The 20,640-nt window shown below is 39.6% G+C and carries 17 protein-coding genes; 2 read left to right on the top strand and 15 right to left on the bottom strand.

The genetic code is table 11. The annotated features are described in order from the left end of the window. Nucleotides 1-141: 141 nt before the first annotated feature. From RWN13_RS08890 to RWN13_RS08915, 6 genes are all read right to left on the bottom strand, one after another. Nucleotides 142-441: a hypothetical protein gene (locus RWN13_RS08890; protein WP_314062349.1), complete on the bottom strand. Its 300-nt coding sequence runs from the start codon at nt 439-441 to the stop codon at nt 142-144. A 122-nt stretch (nt 442-563) separates the two neighbouring features. Beyond that, nucleotides 564-794, bottom strand: a complete 231-nt coding sequence (locus RWN13_RS08895; protein WP_314062352.1) for a hypothetical protein — start codon at nt 792-794, stop codon at nt 564-566. 336 nt (nt 795-1,130) lie between these two features. Next, a complete protein-coding gene (locus tag RWN13_RS08900) occupies nt 1,131-2,174 on the bottom strand; it encodes a sugar ABC transporter substrate-binding protein (RefSeq protein ID WP_314062354.1) in 1,044 nt (347 codons plus the stop codon). Nucleotides 2,175-2,245: 71 nt separating this feature from the next. Then, complete coding sequence (locus tag RWN13_RS08905; protein ID WP_314062357.1) at nt 2,246-3,211, bottom strand: ABC transporter permease; 966 nt, start codon at nt 3,209-3,211, stop codon at nt 2,246-2,248. Between the two features lie 65 nt (nt 3,212-3,276). After that, entirely contained in the window at nt 3,277-4,782 is a 1,506-nt protein-coding gene (locus RWN13_RS08910) for a sugar ABC transporter ATP-binding protein (RefSeq protein WP_314062358.1), read from the bottom strand. 31 nt (nt 4,783-4,813) lie between these two features. Then, nucleotides 4,814-6,433: a glycoside hydrolase family 43 protein gene (locus tag RWN13_RS08915; protein ID WP_314062609.1), complete on the bottom strand. Its 1,620-nt coding sequence runs from the start codon at nt 6,431-6,433 to the stop codon at nt 4,814-4,816. Between the two features lie 351 nt (nt 6,434-6,784). On the opposite strand from RWN13_RS08915, the gene RWN13_RS08920 reads away from it, so the two are divergent. After that, nucleotides 6,785-7,951: an ROK family transcriptional regulator gene (locus RWN13_RS08920; RefSeq protein ID WP_314062361.1), complete on the top strand. Its 1,167-nt coding sequence runs from the start codon at nt 6,785-6,787 to the stop codon at nt 7,949-7,951. A gap of 313 nt (nt 7,952-8,264) precedes the next feature. On the opposite strand, the gene RWN13_RS08925 is transcribed toward RWN13_RS08920, so the two are convergent. From RWN13_RS08925 to RWN13_RS08950, 6 genes are all read right to left on the bottom strand, one after another. Next, on the bottom strand, nt 8,265-8,864 hold the full coding sequence (locus tag RWN13_RS08925; protein WP_314062363.1) for a hypothetical protein: 600 nt from the start codon (nt 8,862-8,864) through the stop codon (nt 8,265-8,267). Between the two features lie 232 nt (nt 8,865-9,096). Continuing rightward, nucleotides 9,097-9,693, bottom strand: coding sequence for a hypothetical protein (locus RWN13_RS08930; protein ID WP_314062366.1), 597 nt, complete (start codon nt 9,691-9,693; stop codon nt 9,097-9,099). 812 nt (nt 9,694-10,505) lie between these two features. Further along, nucleotides 10,506-12,764: an alpha-xylosidase gene (gene yicI / locus RWN13_RS08935; protein ID WP_314062369.1), complete on the bottom strand. Its 2,259-nt coding sequence runs from the start codon at nt 12,762-12,764 to the stop codon at nt 10,506-10,508. A 58-nt stretch (nt 12,765-12,822) separates the two neighbouring features. Continuing rightward, complete coding sequence (locus RWN13_RS08940) at nt 12,823-13,647, bottom strand: carbohydrate ABC transporter permease (RefSeq protein ID WP_314062371.1); 825 nt, start codon at nt 13,645-13,647, stop codon at nt 12,823-12,825. Further along, complete coding sequence (locus tag RWN13_RS08945; RefSeq protein ID WP_314062374.1) at nt 13,647-14,513, bottom strand: sugar ABC transporter permease; 867 nt, start codon at nt 14,511-14,513, stop codon at nt 13,647-13,649. The genes RWN13_RS08940 and RWN13_RS08945 overlap by 1 nt, the downstream gene beginning before the upstream one ends. Before the next feature lie 41 nt (nt 14,514-14,554). Next, nucleotides 14,555-15,829 (bottom strand): ABC transporter substrate-binding protein, encoded by a 1,275-nt coding sequence (locus RWN13_RS08950; protein WP_314062377.1) that lies wholly within the window; start codon nt 15,827-15,829, stop codon nt 14,555-14,557. Nucleotides 15,830-15,958: 129 nt separating this feature from the next. On the opposite strand from RWN13_RS08950, the gene RWN13_RS08955 reads away from it, so the two are divergent. Next, the gene (locus tag RWN13_RS08955) at nt 15,959-16,900 is read left to right on the top strand and encodes an AraC family transcriptional regulator (RefSeq protein ID WP_314062380.1); all 942 of its coding nucleotides are present in this window, start codon (nt 15,959-15,961) and stop codon (nt 16,898-16,900) included. 216 nt (nt 16,901-17,116) lie between these two features. Here RWN13_RS08955 and RWN13_RS08960 read toward each other — a convergent pair whose 3' ends face one another. From RWN13_RS08960 to tkt, 3 genes are all read right to left on the bottom strand, one after another. Further along, the gene (locus RWN13_RS08960) at nt 17,117-17,824 is read right to left on the bottom strand and encodes an HAD family hydrolase (protein ID WP_314062383.1); all 708 of its coding nucleotides are present in this window, start codon (nt 17,822-17,824) and stop codon (nt 17,117-17,119) included. Between the two features lie 20 nt (nt 17,825-17,844). Beyond that, nucleotides 17,845-18,543: an HAD family hydrolase gene (locus RWN13_RS08965; protein WP_314062387.1), complete on the bottom strand. Its 699-nt coding sequence runs from the start codon at nt 18,541-18,543 to the stop codon at nt 17,845-17,847. 62 nt (nt 18,544-18,605) lie between these two features. Then, nucleotides 18,606-20,609 carry a transketolase gene (gene tkt, locus RWN13_RS08970; protein WP_314062390.1) on the bottom strand — a complete coding sequence of 668 codons (2,004 nt, stop codon included), beginning with the start codon at nt 20,607-20,609 and terminating at the stop codon, nt 18,606-18,608. Between the last annotated feature and the right edge of the window lie 31 nt (nt 20,610-20,640).

Consider the following 20,640-nt stretch of genomic DNA (forward strand, 5'->3'; position numbering starts at 1 on the left):
GTTTCAGCAAAATCAGAGGACTCCTTCAGCTGAAAAATCTTTATCTCATTCTTAATTACTATGGTGCAAATTGTGTCCTCTCGCTTCATCATTAAAAAAACTAGTTATAATGATTATTCTCGGAATACCAATAAATAAGAACTACTTGTAAGATGAAGGGTTAACATCAAAAAATTCTCTTATATGATGAACTGAATCATAACCAATTGATACATGGGTAATTTCTGAATGCCCAAAGATGATAGGAATCTCCCAAGTATAAAATGTCGTGGTTTGAACTTCATATTTGGATGATTGATCATCACTCAAATAGGTTTGCAAAAATTCTTCGGCCGTATATCTGTTAATAACATTGCTACCGATCATTTGCAAAAACCAAATGTCATCAACCTTATCAATAATTGTTTTGCCATTTATTAACTTAACAGTAATGGTTTGCATAAAATGATAGAACGCTCCTTTCAATAATCGCTATGAACTCACTTTAATAACGAATCAAAATGGTTATAATCTAACCAACAATTGGCTAAAAAAACAGACTAACTCTATTTTTATAATACCTGTTATTGTAGCCCTAGTAATGAGCTTATTTTAGAATAGATAAAGACTAAGATATCAGGTAAAACGGAAATAATAAACGTCCAAAAAAGGGATTTTGTCAGGTCTTTATCTGAAATCAAAAAATACCAAAATAGAAATAAGCCTATCGTAAAAGCTAAATGATTAACCCACCTTCTATTTCCTAATACGAAAGTATATGATGTTGAAACAGATTTACCATAAAATTTTTTCATTGTAAAACCTCCCTATAATAGTCATTGATAAGTATAAACAAAAGGAACCATAGATACAATCACTAATAAACAAATAACCTGATTACCCATCAACCGAAAGGGATTGAACAGACTTAGAGATCTCTTCTCGATTGCAAATAAACTTATCCCACTATCATCATTAGATTAAATAGGCCTTTTCTGCGATTCCCTCACTAAGACTCATTTAACCCCTCAAAATTTTATCACAAATTCCTTTTTATTATCTGAACAGCCCCATCAAACCATTGTTTGATGGGGCTGTCTCATGACTCCGAACTCTCTAGTATTTATCTAAATCGCGCTCAAAAAAATTGATTACTTTGTACTTTCCTTTGTCTCATCTTCAGCAGAATCAGTCTTAACTTTGCTCTTTTCCTCACCATAAGCTTTCAATTCGCCAGCTGGGACATATTTGACATCGATCGGAATAGTTTTATCAATTTTTTCACCATCAATCGCTTTAACAAGATTTTCAATCACCTGATACCCAATTTGATAAGCGTCTTGATCGACGATTGCAGTGATTCGACCATCCTCCACTCCTTTTAACCAAGTGTCAGTATAATCAAAACCATAATGAAGAATATCCCCAGATTTACCTTGAGATTCAATCGCACTCATCACTCCAACATCTGGCCCTTCAGAACCAAGAGAAAAGACAGTCACTAAATCCTTGTTAGCTGAAATATAACCTTCCAGTTGTTTTTTTGATTCAGATGGCTGATCATTATCCTGAATGGTCGCTAAGAATTTAAAATTTTTGGCATCTGCCCCATAAACTTCTTCAAAGCCTTCTTTTAGTCCTTTTTCTCTATCAATCATGGTCGGTTGCGCCACATCTACACAGACAATGGCGATTGAGCCACTGTTAATTCCCTTGGCCTTCATTTCTTCTGCTGCACGTTTACCCAACTCTTTGCCAGCGGAATGATTATTTGTCCCCACATAAGCCGTACGATCTGCTTCATTTTCCAAATCCGCATCAAAGGTAATCACAGGAATATCTTTTTCCTGTGCCGCTTTAATAGAATCCACAAAAGATTTTTTCTCGATCGGGGCAACAGCAATTCCTGCTACGCCCTTCGCAGTGGCTTCTTTAATAAATCCGATATGCTTTTCTTTCTTACTTGGTTCAGCTGATGGCGAGGTTTTAGTGACTAAAGTATAGTGATAGTGCTTGGCAGCATCTTCTGCGCCTTTTTTCATTGGGTTCCAATAAGCACCCGTATCAACAATTGGAATAAAATAAAGTGTTTTTTTATTGTCTCCAGCTGCTGACTTTTCTTTGCCACATCCGGCTACTACTAACAACGTTACTGCTAACAACGCAATAAGTAATCCTTTTCCTTTTCTTAACATCGTACATCGTCTCCCTTGTTTAGTTTGATTGATAAAACACCTGTGATTTTTCTAACGAACACTGTCCCTTCCTAAGAGTAGCGACTTGCTTTACGTTTCAGATAATCAATAATGATCGCAAAAATAATGACGCCTCCCGTTACGGTGTCTTGGAGAAATGAGTTTACACCCATTAAGGTTAAACCATTTTTGAAAATCTGTAGTGTCATAATACCTGCTACCGCACCACCAATGGTTCCAATCCCACCACTAAAGGATGTTCCACCCATAATCGCCGCTGCCATCGCAAACAAATCAAGTCCATTAGCATCCTTTGAAGCACCACCATTCAAATTAGAAATAATTAATAAGCCTGCAATCGCAGCTAACATCCCTTCAATCATAAATATTTTAACAATGTGCAAGTCAGTATTAATCCCTGACAAGCGGGCAGCTTCTTGGTTAGACCCAACTGCATAAGTATACTTTCCTAATCTCGTCTTTTTCATCACAAAAGCAAAAACAATAATAACTATCACAAAAATTAAAGCATTGCTTTTGAAGACCTCAGTCCCAATTGGCGTTTTTGCCAAACGATTAAACCATTCTTTTTCCGATCCGATAAATTGCTCATCCGTAAAAAAACCAAGCATGCCTTTAATCACGTAGCTTGTCCCCAATGTTAAGATAAAGGCAGGAAGGTCAAACTTTTTAATCAGCAAGGCGTTCATGGTTCCTAAAAGCGCCCCAACAGCTAACGCTAGCGTAATGACCACAACAGGTGGTAAGCCCCGATTAGCGGCATATAGTCCGACCATTCCGGCGGCCATGCCAACATAACCAATTGATAAATCAACATACCCACAAATTAAAACCATCGCGTAAGCCACTGTCAAGATTCCCACTGGTGGAATCTGTTGCAAGAAATTTTCCATATTGTAACTACTTAGAAAATCACCATTTGCTAGGGAAAAATAGACAATCAAAACAATTAAGACGAGGTAAACAGAATAATTCATAAAGAGCGTTTTTAGATTCATTTTTTTTTTATTTTTCATTTTTGCACTCCAATCATTTCAGGTGCCCAAAACCGTTGATTCACCTTTCATCAAATCCTTTCTAATTAACTTGTGGTTGCATACTTCATGATAATCTCCTGGGCTTCATCTTTACGAGTCAGATAATCTGACACTCTGACAGTCCCAGTTATTTCACCTTCACGAAAAACATTGATTCGATCGCAAATTCCAAGAAGTTCTGGTATTTCAGATGACACAATCAGAATCGTTTTTCCTCTGAGAGCCAATTGATTGATGATGGCATAAATTTCTGATTTTGCGCCTACATCAATACCTTTGGTTGGTTCATCGAAAATGTAAAGTTGACTATCTGTATTTAACCATTTGGCTAAGACCACCTTTTGCTGATTACCACCAGACAAACTTGAGACTGGATTGTCAATTCTGCTAGTTTTAATGTTAACCTCTTTGACAGAATCATCGGCCATTTTTGTTAACGCCTTATCATTTAAGAGAAAACGTCTTAATGTGGTAATCGTAATATTATCGCGAATTGACAACCCAGCGAATAACCCCTGATGTTTGCGATCTTCGGTCAACAAACCAATGCCATTTTTTATGGCATCCACTGGTGATTTAATCATCACCCGGCGATTATCAATGACAATCTCACCCGATTTTAAAGAATCAGCACCAAATAATAAACGCATGGTCTCAGTTCTACCACTTCCAACTAATCCAGCAAAGCCTAATACCTCTCCCCGTTTCGCCTCGAAGGAGACATCTTTTATTTTGCCCAGCTTGTCTGTTAAATTTTGTACCTTTAAATAGATTTCTCCAGGCTCTGTTGCTTGTTTTGGGTATAAATCCTTGATTTCCCGTCCAACAAGCATCGTAATAATTTGATGTTCGCTTAAATTTTCCACCTTATCCGTTGCGATATATTCACCATCACGCATAATGGTAATTCGTTCACCTAAATCAAAAATCTCTTTCATTCGATGAGAAATATAAATACTTGAAAAACCTTTTTCCTTTAACCGTCGAATGATGATAAACAACACTTCAACATCTTTATCAGACAACGAGGTCGTTGGTTCATCAAAAATAATAACTTTAGCATTTAAACTTAAGGCCTTAGCAATCTCAATTAATTGTTTATTGGCAGTCGAAAGCTTACTGACCAAATCAGTCGGCGATACGTGGACTCCGACCATATTCAACCAATATTGTGTCTCTTCATTCAGTTTCTTGAAATCCACAATTCCTAAAAATTGATTGAGATATGGCAGTCTGCCAATAAAAACATTTTCAGCCACCGTTAAGTCTTCTGCCAAATTTAATTCTTGATGGACAAAGCCAATCCCTAGTTCCGTTGCCAGTTCCGGCGTCATCTTTTTAATTTCCTTGCCTTCAAACACAATTTTTCCATCGTCTTTGGGCAATAACCCCGCTAGAATATTCATTAACGTGGACTTTCCTGCGCCATTTTCGCCCATAAAGGCATGAATTTCGCCTTTCCTCACTTCCAGCTGTGCTTGTTTAAGAACATGCACATTGCCAAAACTTTTTTCAATATTCGTCATAGAAAACAGAATATCATCCGTCATTTTTTTCACCCCATTCAACAATCAGTTACCTTCACTGAGACTCGTCTTTCTCTTGATACCTGAAGTAATCAAATTTAGCCTCTAAGTCATAGCCCGAGTAATCCATATTGACCATTCCCACAAAAGCACCCGTAAAGAAGCCACCATGGGTTTGATTAACATAATCATCAGACAGTACTTTAGCATCTAAGCGAACTGGTACATCATGCCATTCCTTACCGTCAAATGAATACGAATAACCGTAATAATTCGTCTCAACCTTTGTTTTAAAATAGACATATTCAACTGTTTTAGGTACCGCAATCGCTTCCTCCTGTAAATAAGAAGTCAATCTCCCCTGATTAGTTTCGATGACTTCAATCACCCGCCCCTTGCTTTCATTCCACGTCAGTTGGATCATCGACCAATGCTGGCTATTATAATAATGAGTCAAGCCCGCCATTTGTTGATAAGTGACAGGATAATAACTCAGTTTTGTTTCAGCCTCAAAGTTAAAAGCTTGCCATCTTCTCGCCACTAGCGAATTATCATGCAGATTGGCCAAACTCCCTGAGCCCTTCAAAATTAGGTGACTATTTTCTAATCTACCCACTTTTTCAGTAAATGGAACACGCAAGGTATTAAAATGAAGATTTAATTGCGATTCTTCAAAGTCATCCTTCACTAGATAATTAGCTGGATAAGGTGCTGCCACCGTATGAGGGGCTACCACTTCAGTACTACCTTGTTTGCCACCGACAATCATCGGCCACAAGGCTTGACTCCATTCAACTTTTTGAATTGCGGTTTCTCTTCCCAATGTACACCAACCGCGAGGATCATGGATCGATTCTTGTGGATGATGCCATGGCCTTCCTGTTAAGTGGGCAAAGTACCACTCACCATCTGGTGTGTCTACTAGAGAACCGTGTCCACACTTTTGTAACGTATTATCAGGATGCCCAAATGCTGTTAAAAAGGTCTCTGGTTGGCTCTCGTAGTTACCATAAATCGACGTCGAGCGAGCTACAACTTCTTGATGGGCATACAATGTGCCACCTTCTGCACAAAATAAATAATACTGTCCAAATAATTTATACAAATGAGGGCCTTCCACTAATTTGACATCCGTCCCCCGCCAAATAATTTTGCTAGTTTCTGGAAGCAATCTTTCTTCTTCAGTTGAATATTCCGTACACTTAATGCCATTAAAAGGATGATGGTACTCACGATGATCCCATTCCATTTGCAGCAAGTATTTACGGCCATCCTCATCATGAAACAAGGAGCTATCAAATCCAACACCATTTAGCTTGATAGGCGAACCCCATGGACCATGTATTGTTTCGGCCGTTGTCAAATAGTTGGTACAATCTTTAAAAGCTCCGTTCACCACCTTGACATCTGTGTAAACTAGCCAGAACTTACCATCAGCGTAAGACAAATCCGGTGCCCAAATACCTCCTGAATCAGCATTGCCTCTCATGTCTAATAACTCAAGTGTTGATAGCGGGTGCGTAATCAACTGCCAGTGAATCAAATCCTTTGATTCATGAATTTGAACGCCAGGAAACCAGTCAAAAGTCGAATTTGCAATATAATATGTCCCCTCAACACGAATGATTGACGGGTCAGGATTAAAGCCCTTTATTATTGGATTTTTTATCATCATCATTTGCTCCATTCATCATTATTTATTTCACGACTAACTACAGTCTCTACCAAATATAAAGCCCTTTCAGTTCATTTTCTCGACACCTCCGTTACTTAATTATGGGCGTAGAATCAGCCATCTCAGCTCGGACTTAACTAAATACTAGCGTTCATGTTCACCACCTAGGTTGGTTCATTCACCTTACTAACTAACTCAATATCCATATTGTATCCGTTTTATTGCAGTTGGTCAAGTTCTTTTTTGATCAACCACCTTTTGTCTAAGTTCTTTCTTTATGACTAGTATTCTCTAAATAAACTAGGTATACTGTTAGTAAGTACACTAAATAAACAAAAGGAAGGTTTTCTAATGACAAAAAAAAAATACCTAATTGGAACACCTAGTGAAACCTTATGCCTGGAGACCATTATTAATAACCGTGGTATGTCACGGGCTGATTTAGCGAATGTCACGGGGTTAACCAAAACTACCATTTCGATTATCGTAAAAAAACTATTAGATGATCGTTTAGTCACTGAAACTGGCATTGGGAATGCCAGTGCATTAGGCGGTCGAAAGCCTATTAAATTGCAATACAATGGACACTCTGGCCTCTCAATTACGATTGATGTGGGTAAAAATTATATTCACGGCCTCTTAAGTTACTTGGATGGTGAGGAAATTTCCTTTATTCAAAAGAAAATAGATCAACTTGATGACGTCATCGTCACTACTCACTTCGCTGCCATTTTCGCCCATTTTGAAGAGATAAAACCTACAACAACCTATGATATAACTGGCGTAGTCATCGCGATACATGGACCAGTCTTCCAGGGGGAAACCATATTTACGCCTCACTATGCTATCGGTAGTATCCGAATTCGTGAAATCACAGAAAACCTTGTTCATTACCCGATTTATTTGGAAAATGAAGCGAATCTATCAGCCTTAGGTGAGTATACCTTCACCTCAGAATCTTCCAGCTTAATTAGCATTAATATGAATAGTGGCATCGGAGCAGGCATTGTCCAAGAAGGCATCTTACACTTAGGCGCCCATGGATTTGCTGGGGAAATAGGTCATCAAATTGTGGTGATGAATGGCAGGAAATGTGATTGTGGGAACATGGGCTGTTTAGAAGCTTACGCCAGTAATCAAGCCTGTTTGGCTCATTTTGCCAAAGAAAAACAACTTGACTTTGTCAATGCAGTGATTTTACGAGAGTATTTTTATAATCATGATTCAGATGCTGAAAAAACCATACTGGAAAACGCCCATTACCTAAGCCTTGCCATTAACAATATGATTGTCCATCATGATCCGGAAGTCATCGTCTTAAACAGCCCGCTCTATCGAGAAATTCCAGAAATGATTACCCTTTTAAAAGATAATTTAAACGAATATTACAAAGAAAAGGTGATAATTCGAAACAGTTCTCTCAATCAAAAGGCCACCGTTTTAGGAGGGGCAGCCTTCAATATTCAAAAATTTTTACACATCAGTCGCTTAAAATTGAAAAAAGAAATAGCTGAATAAAGGAACGACTCATAAAGTTAATTCATTGTGCATTTGCTAAAAATCCTGTCAAACTGATGACGTCAGTCTCTTCTTTTTACGCCTCCCTATGATTAAACCCTTAACTATGACATAACAATAGCCAAGTAATCTCCCTTAACTACTGGGAAACCACTTGGCCATATTGTTGGTTTTTATCAACTAATCAATAGACGGCTTCATTCCTAAAATAAAAGCATCTGAACAAACTTTATCAGGGAACCTAAGGGACTAGATACTTTCTTAGTTTCCTCTGGTCATAATAGATATGGGACTCCTGAAAGTAACCAACCATTTATAAAATCAAAAATGTATTAATGATATCGATAGCGATTGATATCACTCCTTGCAAACCAATCGCAATCGCAATTACCCTAGATACGTAGTACTTTTTTTGTTCCAAGTAATAGGACTGATAATAATCAAAGGAACATACCAACCTAATTAACGTATATAAGCAGGTCATGACAAAAGGGGCATAATAGTGAGTAAACAGCTCTAAACGAAGACTCTCTGTTAGTGGTGTTGAAAAGATGTACCACTCTATCATGCCTCTCAGTGAAAAGCAGATCCAAAAGTAAAAGAGACTTCCTAAAAGAAACCCTAAACTAAGTATAAGATTAGCCTTTCTTCGATTCTTTTTTGGTTTACTAAACCAACTAAAAACAAAAAAAATAATTGGCACCGAAAGAAATGAAAACGGTAGAATATAATAAGGAGATCTTGCCCAACCTACCTGTCTACGCCACTCCACGCTAAACATATCACTGGCAACTCCAGTATAGTAGACACAGAGGCCAAAAATAAGATAATCCACATAAACCATAACCTGCCCGATTTTACTCCGCTTGCCTCGTCGTTGCTGACGACGTACCTCTTGCTGAGAAAATTTCACTCGCTCCTCCGTTCAATGTTAAGACAGATATCGTTGGATGACTAATATCTCTCCTTAATCATTAAGTTTCATTACCCCACCAAGAATCGTAGTGTCTCATGGTCAACCTTAATCTACGGGAATACCCTAATCCCAATATCGCCGCTTTATCTGCCACTGAAACTGCCGTCGCCACAACAAACGAATGATAAAGAGTTGGAATTTTAGATAGAGCTACTTTAGGTACACCGTATCACTCCAAAAATGTATTAATGATATCGATAGCGATTGATATCACTCCTTGCAAACCAATCGCAATCGCAATTACCCTAGATACGTAGTACTTTTTTTGTTCCAAGTAATAGGACTGATAATAATCAAAGGAACATACCAACCTAATTAACGCATACAAGCAGGTCATGACAAAAGGGGCATAATACTGAGTAAACAGTTCTAAACGAAGATTCTCTGTTAGCGGTGTCCAATAAACAAACCACTCTATCATACCTCTCAATGAAAAACAGATCCAAAAGAAAAGGAGGCTCCCTAAAAGAAACCCAAAACTAAGTAGAAGATTGGCCTTTCTGCGATTCCTTTTTGGTTTACCAAACCAACTAAAAACGAAAAAAATAACCTGCACCGAAAAAAATGTAAACGGTAGAATATAATAAGGGTACCTTCTCCAGCCTACTTGTCTACGCCACTCAACCCCAAACATATCACAAACAGTCCAGCTATAATAGACACAGAGGCCAAAAATAAGATAATCCACATAAACCATAACCTGCCCGATTTTACTCCGCTTGCCTCGTCGTTGCTGACGACGTACCTCTTGCTGAGAAAATTTCACTCGCTCCTCCGTTCAATGTTAAGACAGATATCGTTGGATGACTAATATCTCTCCTTAATCATTAAGTTTCATTACCCCACCAAGAATCGTAGTGTCTCATGGTCAACCTTAAACTACGGGAATACCCTAATCCCAATATCGCCGCTTTATCTGCCACTGAAACTGCTGTCGCCACAACAAACGAATGATAAAGAGTTGGAATTTTAGATAGAGCTACTTAAGGTACACCCTTGATAGCTTCCATAGTAATCTCTAGCAGTATCTATAAAATTGTCGACAACGTCGGTGCTTATCTCTGATTCTATTTTCATAGTAGCAAATGACTCCTCCATATATCCCACCATTCCTTCTGGCGATGAAATTTCTATTAGATCCTTGCCATTATTCCATGTATCTTTAAACGTTTTAGATAATGCACCCCACAATATGTTAGCAAATTAATACCGGTAGTTTATTTACTAAACCTATCATACAGAAAAATGATAACGGTCTCAACAGCAGTTCGTAGCAACTTTTTCCCCATACTGGTAGAAAATTGCAACAACTAAATAATCTGGCGGCTGAAATACTCACAATGGCGGCTATTAAAATAACTTCCATTAAACCAAGTCACGTTTGTCACAGTTTGAATAGGATGAAAGTCTTTGTCTTTTATATTTGAAATACCTGCTACCTAACGAAAATACCACCAAATTAAGGAAATGACTTCCTAAATTTAGTGGTATTTCCTAAAAAAAATTTCTGATGCATCTGTCTAGCTTATCCAAAAAATAATTCGTCGCCCTAAGTGACACTTCGACTCACTTCAAAATTCATGATTCCAAATAGAGACAAGAACCCAACTCATGGCTTTCCATGCCCTCAATCGCCCGATTTCTAAAGATAATCTCAACCTTCTCTAACCCAGTCAGTTGCACCTCATAGCCAGTTCCCTTTGGTGTAATCAAAACAGCTCCGATATAGTTCCCCTGATGATCATAAACCTCCGTACTGGTTGACTCACTTATCTCAAATGCGTGAACCGTCAACTGCTTACCGTAATCATAGTCGGCCGTTTGATCCGTTTGGCCTTCGATAATCAAGCTATTCTGACGAGCTAGTAACGGTAGTGAAAAGTAATCATGAACCTCCTGATGCCACTGCCCCCCTTCATAAACCTCGTTGGTTAAATAATTGGTCCAACGTCCTGCAGGCAAGTAGAAATCCACCCTCCCTGCTTCATTAAAAATTGGCGCTACTAATAGTTGGCTTCCCAACATGTATTGTTTATCAATTGTATGAACCGTATAATCTTCCTCAAACTCTAAAACTAATGGTCGCATCATTGGCACACCTGTTTTGGCCGTCATCACTGCCTCTTTATAGATATATGGCATTAGTTTATTTTTTAATTTGGAAAACTGTTGAGTAACTAAAGCTGACTCTTCACCAAAGTTCCATGGGACTCGGTACTCGATATTGCCATGATAGCGACTATGCGTTGATAACAAACCAAATTGAGTCCACCGCTTGTACAAATCATGACTCGTATTTTCTTCAAAACCGCCAATGTCATGACTCCAAAAGCCAAATCCCGAAAGGACAAACGAAAGACCTCCCCGTAAAGACTCAGCCATTGACGAGTATTGCGAAAGATTATCACCTCCCCAATGAACTGGGAATTTTTGTGAACCAACAGAAGCTGAACGAGCAAAAACAATAGCCTGACCTTCGCCTTTCAGCTCCTCCAAAAGCTCAAAAACGACTTCATTGTATAAGTAAGCATAATAATTATGCATTTTTTGAGGATCAGAACCATCAAAATAAACAGCATCGGTTGGAATCCTTTCGCCAAAGTCAGTTTTAAAGGAATCCACGCCTAATTCAATTAACTCCTTTAGCTGCCCTTTGTACCAAGCCCGTGCTGCCGGATTGGTAAAATCGATAATCCCTTGGCCTGCCTGCCATAGATCCCATTGCCAGACGTCTCCTTGACTATTTTTGACAAAATATCCTTTTTCCTGACAGTCTTTAAAGACCTTCGCCTTTTGGCCAACATAAGGATTAATCCACAGACAGATTTTGAGTCCCTTATCCCGAATCCGCTTAAGCATGCCAGCAGGATCTGGAAACATCCTCTGATCCCACTCAAACCCACACCATTCGAATTCTTTCATCCAAAAACAATCAAAATGAAACACATCAAACGGAATGTCTCGCCCATGCATCTCATCAATAAACTGCATGACCGTTTTTTCGCTGTAGTCTGTCGTAAAAGAGGTTGATAACCATAAACCAAAGGACCAGGCTGGTGGCAAGGCCGGCTTACCAGTTAAGTCCGTGTATTTTTCAAGCACGTCTTTCATCGTTGGTCCATAGATAATAAAATATTCCAATACTTCCCCTTCAACACTAAATTGTGTGCGGGAGACATTTTCAGAAGCCACTTCAAAGGATACTTTTTCCGGATGATTGACCAGCACTCCATAACCTTGATTCGTTAGATAAAAGGGCACATTCTTGTAGGCTTTTTCGCTACCAGTTCCACCATCTTCATTCCAGCTGTCAACAGTTTGCCCATTTTTAGTAAAGGGTGTAAATTTTTCGCCCATTCCATAAACAAATTCATAAGGATCCAAGGATAATTGTTCCCGCATATAATGCTTACCATCATCCCCAGTAATCTCGGCCTGAGCCCGTGGTTTTGAAGAGGTCAGCAAACGATCCCCTCCGTAAAATTCAAGGGTGAACGGCCCCTCATGTGGCACAACCGCTTCTAGATTTCCCGTCTTAAAGCGATACCCCTCCTCAACCGAGATCTCAACACTCCCTGGGCATTCATTAATATTAAACTGCGGCGACGCTGGCGCAACATCGTGGTGAACCAGCCTTACTTTGATGATATCTTCTTGAGGCGATGACAGTTTCATAGTGGTCATGCCTAAATTTAAAGTGTCACCTCGTCGTTCTATCTGTTTATATGGCAAAAATAACTCTAACTCTTGGTCATCTATTCGATAGTCACAACATTCCTGTGGGTGATTAAGAGTGAACCCCTCTTTTGTCAGCCAGTATCCTTCAGTAAATTTCATGATTTCCTCCTATAAAAAATATTAGTAGCATCTTTTCTTGTTCATCAGTTCAGTCAGACTATTTAACTGCCCCATCTGAAATGCCTTTTACCACATGTTTTTGTAACAGTATAAATAAGATAATAATTGGAACAATCACGATGACTAAAGCCGCTAAAGCCAGATGCCATTGTTTGTTAAATTCCCCAAAGAAATAAAACATTTTTAACGGAATCGTATACATACCTTCTTTATTCACACTTAATGAAGGCAGTAGATAGTCATTCCAAAACCACAAGGAATTTAAGACAATAATCGTGACGGTCGTCGGTTTTAGCAAAGGAAAAATAATTTTCCAGTATATTTTTAGTGTGCTGGCACCGTCAATCAAGGCCGCTTCGTCTAAAGATTTTGGAATGCCTCGCAGGGCCCCGTAATACATAAATGTCGCCATACTAGTTGCCAATCCTAAATACATCACCATTAAACCAGGCCGATTCAGCATGCTGACTTTGCCGAAAAGAGAAATCAGCGGAATCATAATCCCTTGAAAGGGAATCAGTAACCCAATAGCAATAATGAAATAAATAAAACTACTTAGTTTACTAGTATTACGCGATAAGGCGTACGCTGCCAATGAGGACACGATAATAATCAGCATCAGTGATCCAATGGTAATTAGCAGTGAATTGGCTGCACTTCGGACAAAATCTAATTTTTCAACTGCCGTCCCATAATTCGTAAACACCAAACTTTTAGGCAAATTTAACGTATTTTGAAAAATCTCCTGTTTAGTTTTAAAGGAATTAATCAAAATTAAGAAAAAAGGATAGAACCATAAAGCTGAAAAAGCCAAACCCACAACTATTAACACTATTTTTTTAGACTTAAATTTAGCTTTCATTAGGCGCTGATCTCCTTTTTACGAGTGATTGAAATCTGAACAATTGAGATTACGACGATAATAACTAGGAAGATAATCGCTTTCGACTGAGCAAATCCCATTTTTCTCATGGCGAAGGCTTCATTATAAATATTCATGGCCGCCATTTGAGTGGAGTTATAAGGCCCCCCTTGGGTTAGGGCTAAATTTTGATCATATAGTTTAAAGGCATTGGATAAAGTTAAAAATAATGTCACCGTAAAAGCCGGCATTAACATCGGCAACTTAATTTTGAAAAAGGTTTGAATCGGCGATGCCCCATCCATGTCAGCAGCTTCCAAAATTTCTTCTGGAATATTGTTTAAAAACGAGACATAGATAAGCATCATATAACCACTCATCTGCCACACAAAAAGCATGACTAGCCCCCAGAATCCTGTCTCTGGCGTACTAAGCCAGCCTTTAAAGAAACTAAGGCCAGTCAGCGTCCCAATGCTTTCAAACGCCTTATTAAAAATAAACTGCCAAATAAACCCTAAAATAATCCCACCAATTAAATTAGGCATAAAGAAGACCGTTCGAAAAAAAGTAGTCCATCTACCTAATTTTTGTGTCACCAATGTAGCCAGCAGCAAGGCAATACCATTTATTAAGACAATACTAACCAGTGAAAATTTCGCTGTAAAAACCAAACTATCCATAAAGCCTTGATCCTGAAACGCTCGCAGATAATTTTGAATCCCAACAAATTGACCAACTGTATTCCCATTCCAATCTGTTAGCGAATAATACGAACCCACTAATAACGGAATAAACAAAACCAGGGTCAAACTGATTAATGCCGGCAACAACAACAGCCAAAAAGATGTTGATTTATTTGTTAACATACCTTTCCTCCTTCTCTGGGAGGCAAAGCCTCCCCAGTCTTCTACTGTCGTTCATCTTTCCAGGTGGTTGTTAGAGTCTTAGACAAGTCTTGCCACGAAAGTTGATCGGCTGTATAAGCTTGAACTTGCACACCAATCACATTCTGCCCAAAACCATCGGGATAGGAATTATGAACCCAAGGCACTGTTTTGCCCTCCGATAAGTAGGTGTAAATCTGATTCGAAAGAGGATCAGTAATCGCATCGCTTGAAAAATTAGTGTAAGCAGGGATAAAATCAAACTCATTAATAATCGCGTCCATGGCCGCCTCATCCGTGTACATCCACGTAAGGAACTCAATTGACGCGTCAATTTTCTTTTGATCTTTATCCTTGTTGACCCCCCAATACCAAGCTGGCCCTGCGACAATTTTACCTTCCCTCTCATTTTCAACAAACATTGGCACAATCCCCAGCTTTTCTTTAGCAAATGTCTCATCTAAGCTATTCAAAGTTGGCACAATCCAATTTCCCTGATGGATAATGGCCACTTTTCCACCAGCAAAAAGTTCCTCGACAGAGGTGCTGTAATCCATTGATTCAAGGGGTGACGCATTATAGGTGGCCGCTAGATTCAGATAAGCTTCCATCTGATCGCCATAACTAAAGTCTAGAGTCTTGCTATTGTAAGTCTCAACCAAGCTGTCATTAAACTCAGGACCAATAAAATTGGAACTGAATTGACTGGTTACCCATGTTTCACCACCACTAAAGGCAAAAACACCACTTAAGCCTAGTTCATCTTTCTTTTGGTCCAACTTTTTGACAGCGGATTCAAAATCAGCAAATGAGTGAATCTCATCTACCTCAATCCCAGCTTCTTTAAAAATGGCCTTATTGACCAGCCAGCCATACCCTTCAATATTCATTGGAATCCCTAGTACTTGATCCTTTAAGGTGGCCCCTTCCAAAGTCCCCTCCATGGCTTTGCCAGCTATATCGCTTTTGCTTAAATCATATAACTTGTGTTCCCAAGTTTGGGTATCCGATAACCCACCCAGCATAAAAATATCCGGCTCATCTCCAGAAGAAAACTTAGACTGCATTGCTGCCGTCGCATCCGTGCCGCCTCCAACCGTTGTCATATTGATGCGGATATCTGGATGACTTGCTTCAAAAGTTTCAACTAAATTATCCATTTGCTCCGCTGTTTCAGTTTTAATATTAAAGACTTCAATCGTCGTTTTTTTCTCACTGGCTGTGTCCTCAGACTTGCCACACCCCACTAATCCAAGCATTCCGACGAGTGTTGCCGATACGATAAATAGTTTCTTCATGATCCATCCTCCAATAGTTTATTCTTGAATACCCTTTTATTATAGGAGCAATTACGTTACAATGTGTTCGCAATATTAATCAAAATACATGAAAATATTGATATTTTAGACGAAAGGATATGACCGACAATGAATCCAAACATTTTCACCCCTAATCCCAGCGAAAAAGATATTGACCCATCTCTAAATGAAATAACCGAACATGGCAACAGCTTATTCCCTTTTGCCGTCCACTTCACCAACCACCCTGCTCAACGTAAATTTATGATTCATACCCATTGGCACCGAGAGATGGAAATCCTCTATATCTCACAAGGCCAGATGGACGTGCTGATTGAAGGCAATCATTTTATTGCAAAAGAAGGCGACCTCCTCTTTATTCCACCAAACTTGTTACACGGCGCCCTTAACTACCAAGACTCGCCCTGTTCTTTTTTTGCGATTGTCTTTGACTCCTTTTTTATTGAAAGCCATAGTTCCGATTTCATCCAGCAATCTTATCTCGATCCCATCATTAAGCATCCCGCCCAACATATCCTCCATGGGACCAAAGCTATTCCTAATATAGAATCATTAAGACATTACATAGCCCAACTAGTTGATGCCTTTGCTTTAAAAAGAAACTATTTTGAGCTCACCTTAAAGGCTAATCTGCTGCTGTTCTTTCACGAACTTTATCAAGAAAAAGAGCTGCTCTTTCCCTTTGATCAAAACAATGAAATTAAAAAGGACGTCACCTCCTATAAATGCAAAAAAATCCTCCTTTACATTGAGGAAAACTACAACAACCCGATTACCCTTGAAGACATCAGTTCACACATTGGCTTTAGTCAAGAGCACTTTTGTCGCTTTTTCAAAAAGAATTTTCGACTCTCCTTTTTTACTTATTTAAACAAAATGCGCATTATGAAAGCTGAGTACTTACTAATAAATACCTCTCTCAAAATTATTGATATTGCCTTCGAAAGTGGCTTCGAAGATCCCAATTACTTTGCGACTGTTTTCAAAAAAGAAATCGGCTTAACCCCCACAGCCTATCGAAAAAAGCCGAATGACATAACCCTTCTTTAAAGAGGGTCAATGACACCAAAAAAGCTCCCCGTATCCATTAGTTGGATTTGGGGAGCTTTTTGATGTTGGTCAGTCATACGGAATTGGCCATTTTATCATGTTAAACAATCAGCCAGTTAGTCCCAATAAATTCAGATAATCAAAAGAACGGATGCCAACTACCTCTCAAAAGAAATAGTAATATTCTATTGTCAGTTGGCCTTCTGACTCCTCTTCCTACAGTAAAACGCCTTCTAGCAAACGCGCTAAGTCTTTTGGACTTTGCACTGTATAATTAGGGTGAACAACTTCAGTTGGCTTAATCAATCGGTGATAATTTACCCAGATTGTTTGCCATCCTGCTGAATTCCCTCCAACGATGTCGTTGGCATAATTATCTCCTACATAAAGTAACTCAGAGCTAGCCATCGATAAGCGATGAGCCATCAACTCAAAAATGCCAGGCTTTGGTTTAGCCATTCCGACCTCTTCAGAAATCAACATGAGATCAGCAGGCATCCACTCTTTTAGCCCCAACCTCTCGATTTTTTGAGATTGTCTTTTTGTCGTTCCATTAGTAATAAGACCCATAGCCAACTTCCTAGCACTGATCCTTTCAAAGATTGAAGGCATTTCCACAAATAGTTCAATCTCTTCTTGATAGCCTTCAAAAGCTTGTTGAAATTTAAGAGCTAAATCATCTGATACCTCAATTTGATAGTCGCCCAAGGCACGTTTAACTCGATAGATTTGCATCCTTCGAAGATCCGAAAGTCCGTATCCTAAAGAAAAACTCTCGTCGCCATACATTCTCATCCTTTGAAACAAGGCACCATAGTCAACGTCATTTACATAAGTTGGTAAACATTCATTAAAAGCTTGAATAAACGCCTTTTGTTGGTCATACAGGGTGTCATCAATATCAAATATAATCCCTTTTATCATCGATTTTTTCTCCTTTATTCCTAAAAAGTTTGAACAAAGCTAAGCAAGCTTGACTCGTCATTAATCAAATAATCATAATTGATTGGTACGTCGGAAGGAAGATGACCCCGTCGATTACTCCAAACAGCTTGCCATCCCGCATTCTTGGCGCCTACTACATCATTTTGATACGAATCGCCAATATAATAGGTCTTCGATTTCGTTAAACCCATTCTTATTTCTGCTAGTTCAAAAATTTCAGCCTGTGGTTTAGCTAAACCAACTTCTCCAGAGACAATGATATTCTCCTCCCGTATCCACTTGGTCAGTTGCAACTGCTCTATTTTACGCCATTGATGCTTTTCAGGACCATTAGTGATGACCCCTATTAAAAAACCGTTGACCAGACAATACTCCAGAGTCTTTCTGACATCATCTATTAAACAAATGTCTTGCTGAAAACGATCGTAATCTCGTTGAAAACCTGCCGCTTCTGACGATGTCATTGACACACCAAAATCTGATAGGGCCCTTTGGATGCGGTAGTGGTGCATCTCCTCCATGGTTATTTGGCCACTTTCTGCTAAATGAAAGAACTGATCACTATACTGGCGGCTGCGAATAAACACTTTTTCCACTGAAAGTTGCTTAACATTTATATGTTGTTCCAATGCATATTGAAACGGCTGAAGCTGGTCGTAAAGAGTATCATCCACATCAAAAATAAACGCTAGCATCATGTCACCCTTTCTAGTTGAAAAGAACATGGATAAAACCACGATTTAAACCTTTCTCCAAGTCTTCATCCTATTATCTTATTATATCTTGCCATGACATTCTCAACTGTAAAGCCATAGTTATCAATGACCGTCTCACCTGGCGCACTTGCACCAAAACAATCGATGGCTAAACTAGCCCCTGCGGTCCCCACATAACGTTCCCAGCCAAAACTGGCCCCCATTTCGATGGATAAGCGCCGCTTAACCTTTGGTGGTAAAACCATCTCTTGATAAACTTTAGATTGTTGTTCAAACAATTCAAAGCAAGGCAATGAAACAACTGACACATCTTGGTCTTGTTCTCTCAACAGCTTTTGCGTTTGAACGGCTAAGGCTACTTCGGAACCGGTGGCAATCAAGATGCCATCGGGATGGCGACCATGTTGAGGTGACAGAATATAACCCCCCCTTGCGACCCCCTCTTCCGCTAGAATTTCAGACCCCTCAATGACCGGTAAGTTTTGGCGACTTAATACTAAAACAGTCGGTGTTAGTCTTGAAGTCATGGCAACCTTCCATGCCGCCACCGTTTCATTGCCATCAGCAGGTCGAATAACCTGAACATTTGGCAAACAACGTAAGCTAGCCAATTGCTCAATCGGTTCATGAGTTGGCCCATCTTCGCCAACTGCAACGGAGTCATGGGTTAAGACATAGATAACAGGTAATTTTTGCAAGGCACTTAGACGTAATGCCGCTCTTAAATAATCAACAAATACAAAGAATGTCCCGCCATAAACTCGTGTTCCACCGTGTAGTTGAATGCCATTCAGCGCAGCTGCCATGGCAAATTCTCTAACACCAAACCAAATATTTCGACCGCCATAGCTTTTGGCCGCAAAATCGGCCTCTCCGACGATCATGGTGTTATTAGAGGAAGATAAGTCGGCGGAGCCACCCCAAAAATAAGGCACTGCCTTAGCAATCTCTTGAATCGTCTCCTTACTTGTCACCCGACTTGCCACTGACCTCCCGACCTCAGTCCTTGGTAATTGCTGATCCCAGTCCTCTGGTAAATCGCCAGCATACGCTCGCTGATATTGGGCCGCCAACTCTGGGTAAACTTCTCCGTAGGCCGTAAACAATTGCCCCCATTCACGTTCTGCTAGTTCCCCTTTTGCCACCATTTGTTGACTAAAATGAGTTTTCACCTCTTCTGAAACATGAAACTCTTGTTTCTTATCTAAACCATAAAAAGTTTTAACAGCTTCGGTTTCCTCTTTTCCTAATGGGGACCCGTGAACACTGGATGTCCCTTGCTTAGATGAACCATAGCCAATAATCGTTTTGACCTCTATTAAAGTCGGCTGCTCACTATGTGCTTTGGCACAAGCAATGGCCTGATAAATCGCCTCTAAATCATTGCCATCTTCGACTAATAGATAGTGCCAACCGCTAGCGATAAAACGTTGTCCAACATTTTCGGTAAAGGATTTATCTGTTGGTCCGTCCAAGGAAATATCATTGGAATCATAAAGCACAATCAACTTGCCCAGTTTAAGATGGCCCGCTAGCGAACAGGCTTCTTGAGAGATGCCCTCCATCAAGTCCCCATCGCCACAAAGACTGTAGGTATAGTGGTCAACGATTGGATAGCCTGCCTGATTATACCTTGTGGACAGATGGGCTTCCGCCATGGCCATCCCAACTGCCATGCCAAGCCCTTGTCCCAATGGCCCGGTCGTCGCTTCAACCCCATCGGTATGATGGACTTCTGGATGTCCTGGCGTTTTGGATCCCCACTGTCGAAAGTTTTTTAAGTCAGCCAAACTCACTTGATACCCCGCTAAATGAAGTAAACTATACAACATTGCAGAGCCGTGACCTGCTGATAAAATAAAACGGTCACGATTTGTCCAATTGGTGGATGTCAGTGGGTTAACGGTTAAAAATTTAGACCATAGGACATAGGCCATTGGCGCGGCTCCTAAAGGTAAACCCGGATGTCCTGAATTGGCCCCTTCAATTGCATCAAGGCTCAATGCCCGAATCGTATTAACTGCTTGTTGATCAAGTGACGTAAACATCACATTACCCCTTTTCTAAAAAGGATAGCTA

The sequence above is a fragment of the uncultured Vagococcus sp. genome (assembly GCF_963518325.1).
Taxonomy (GTDB): domain Bacteria; phylum Bacillota; class Bacilli; order Lactobacillales; family Vagococcaceae; genus Vagococcus_D.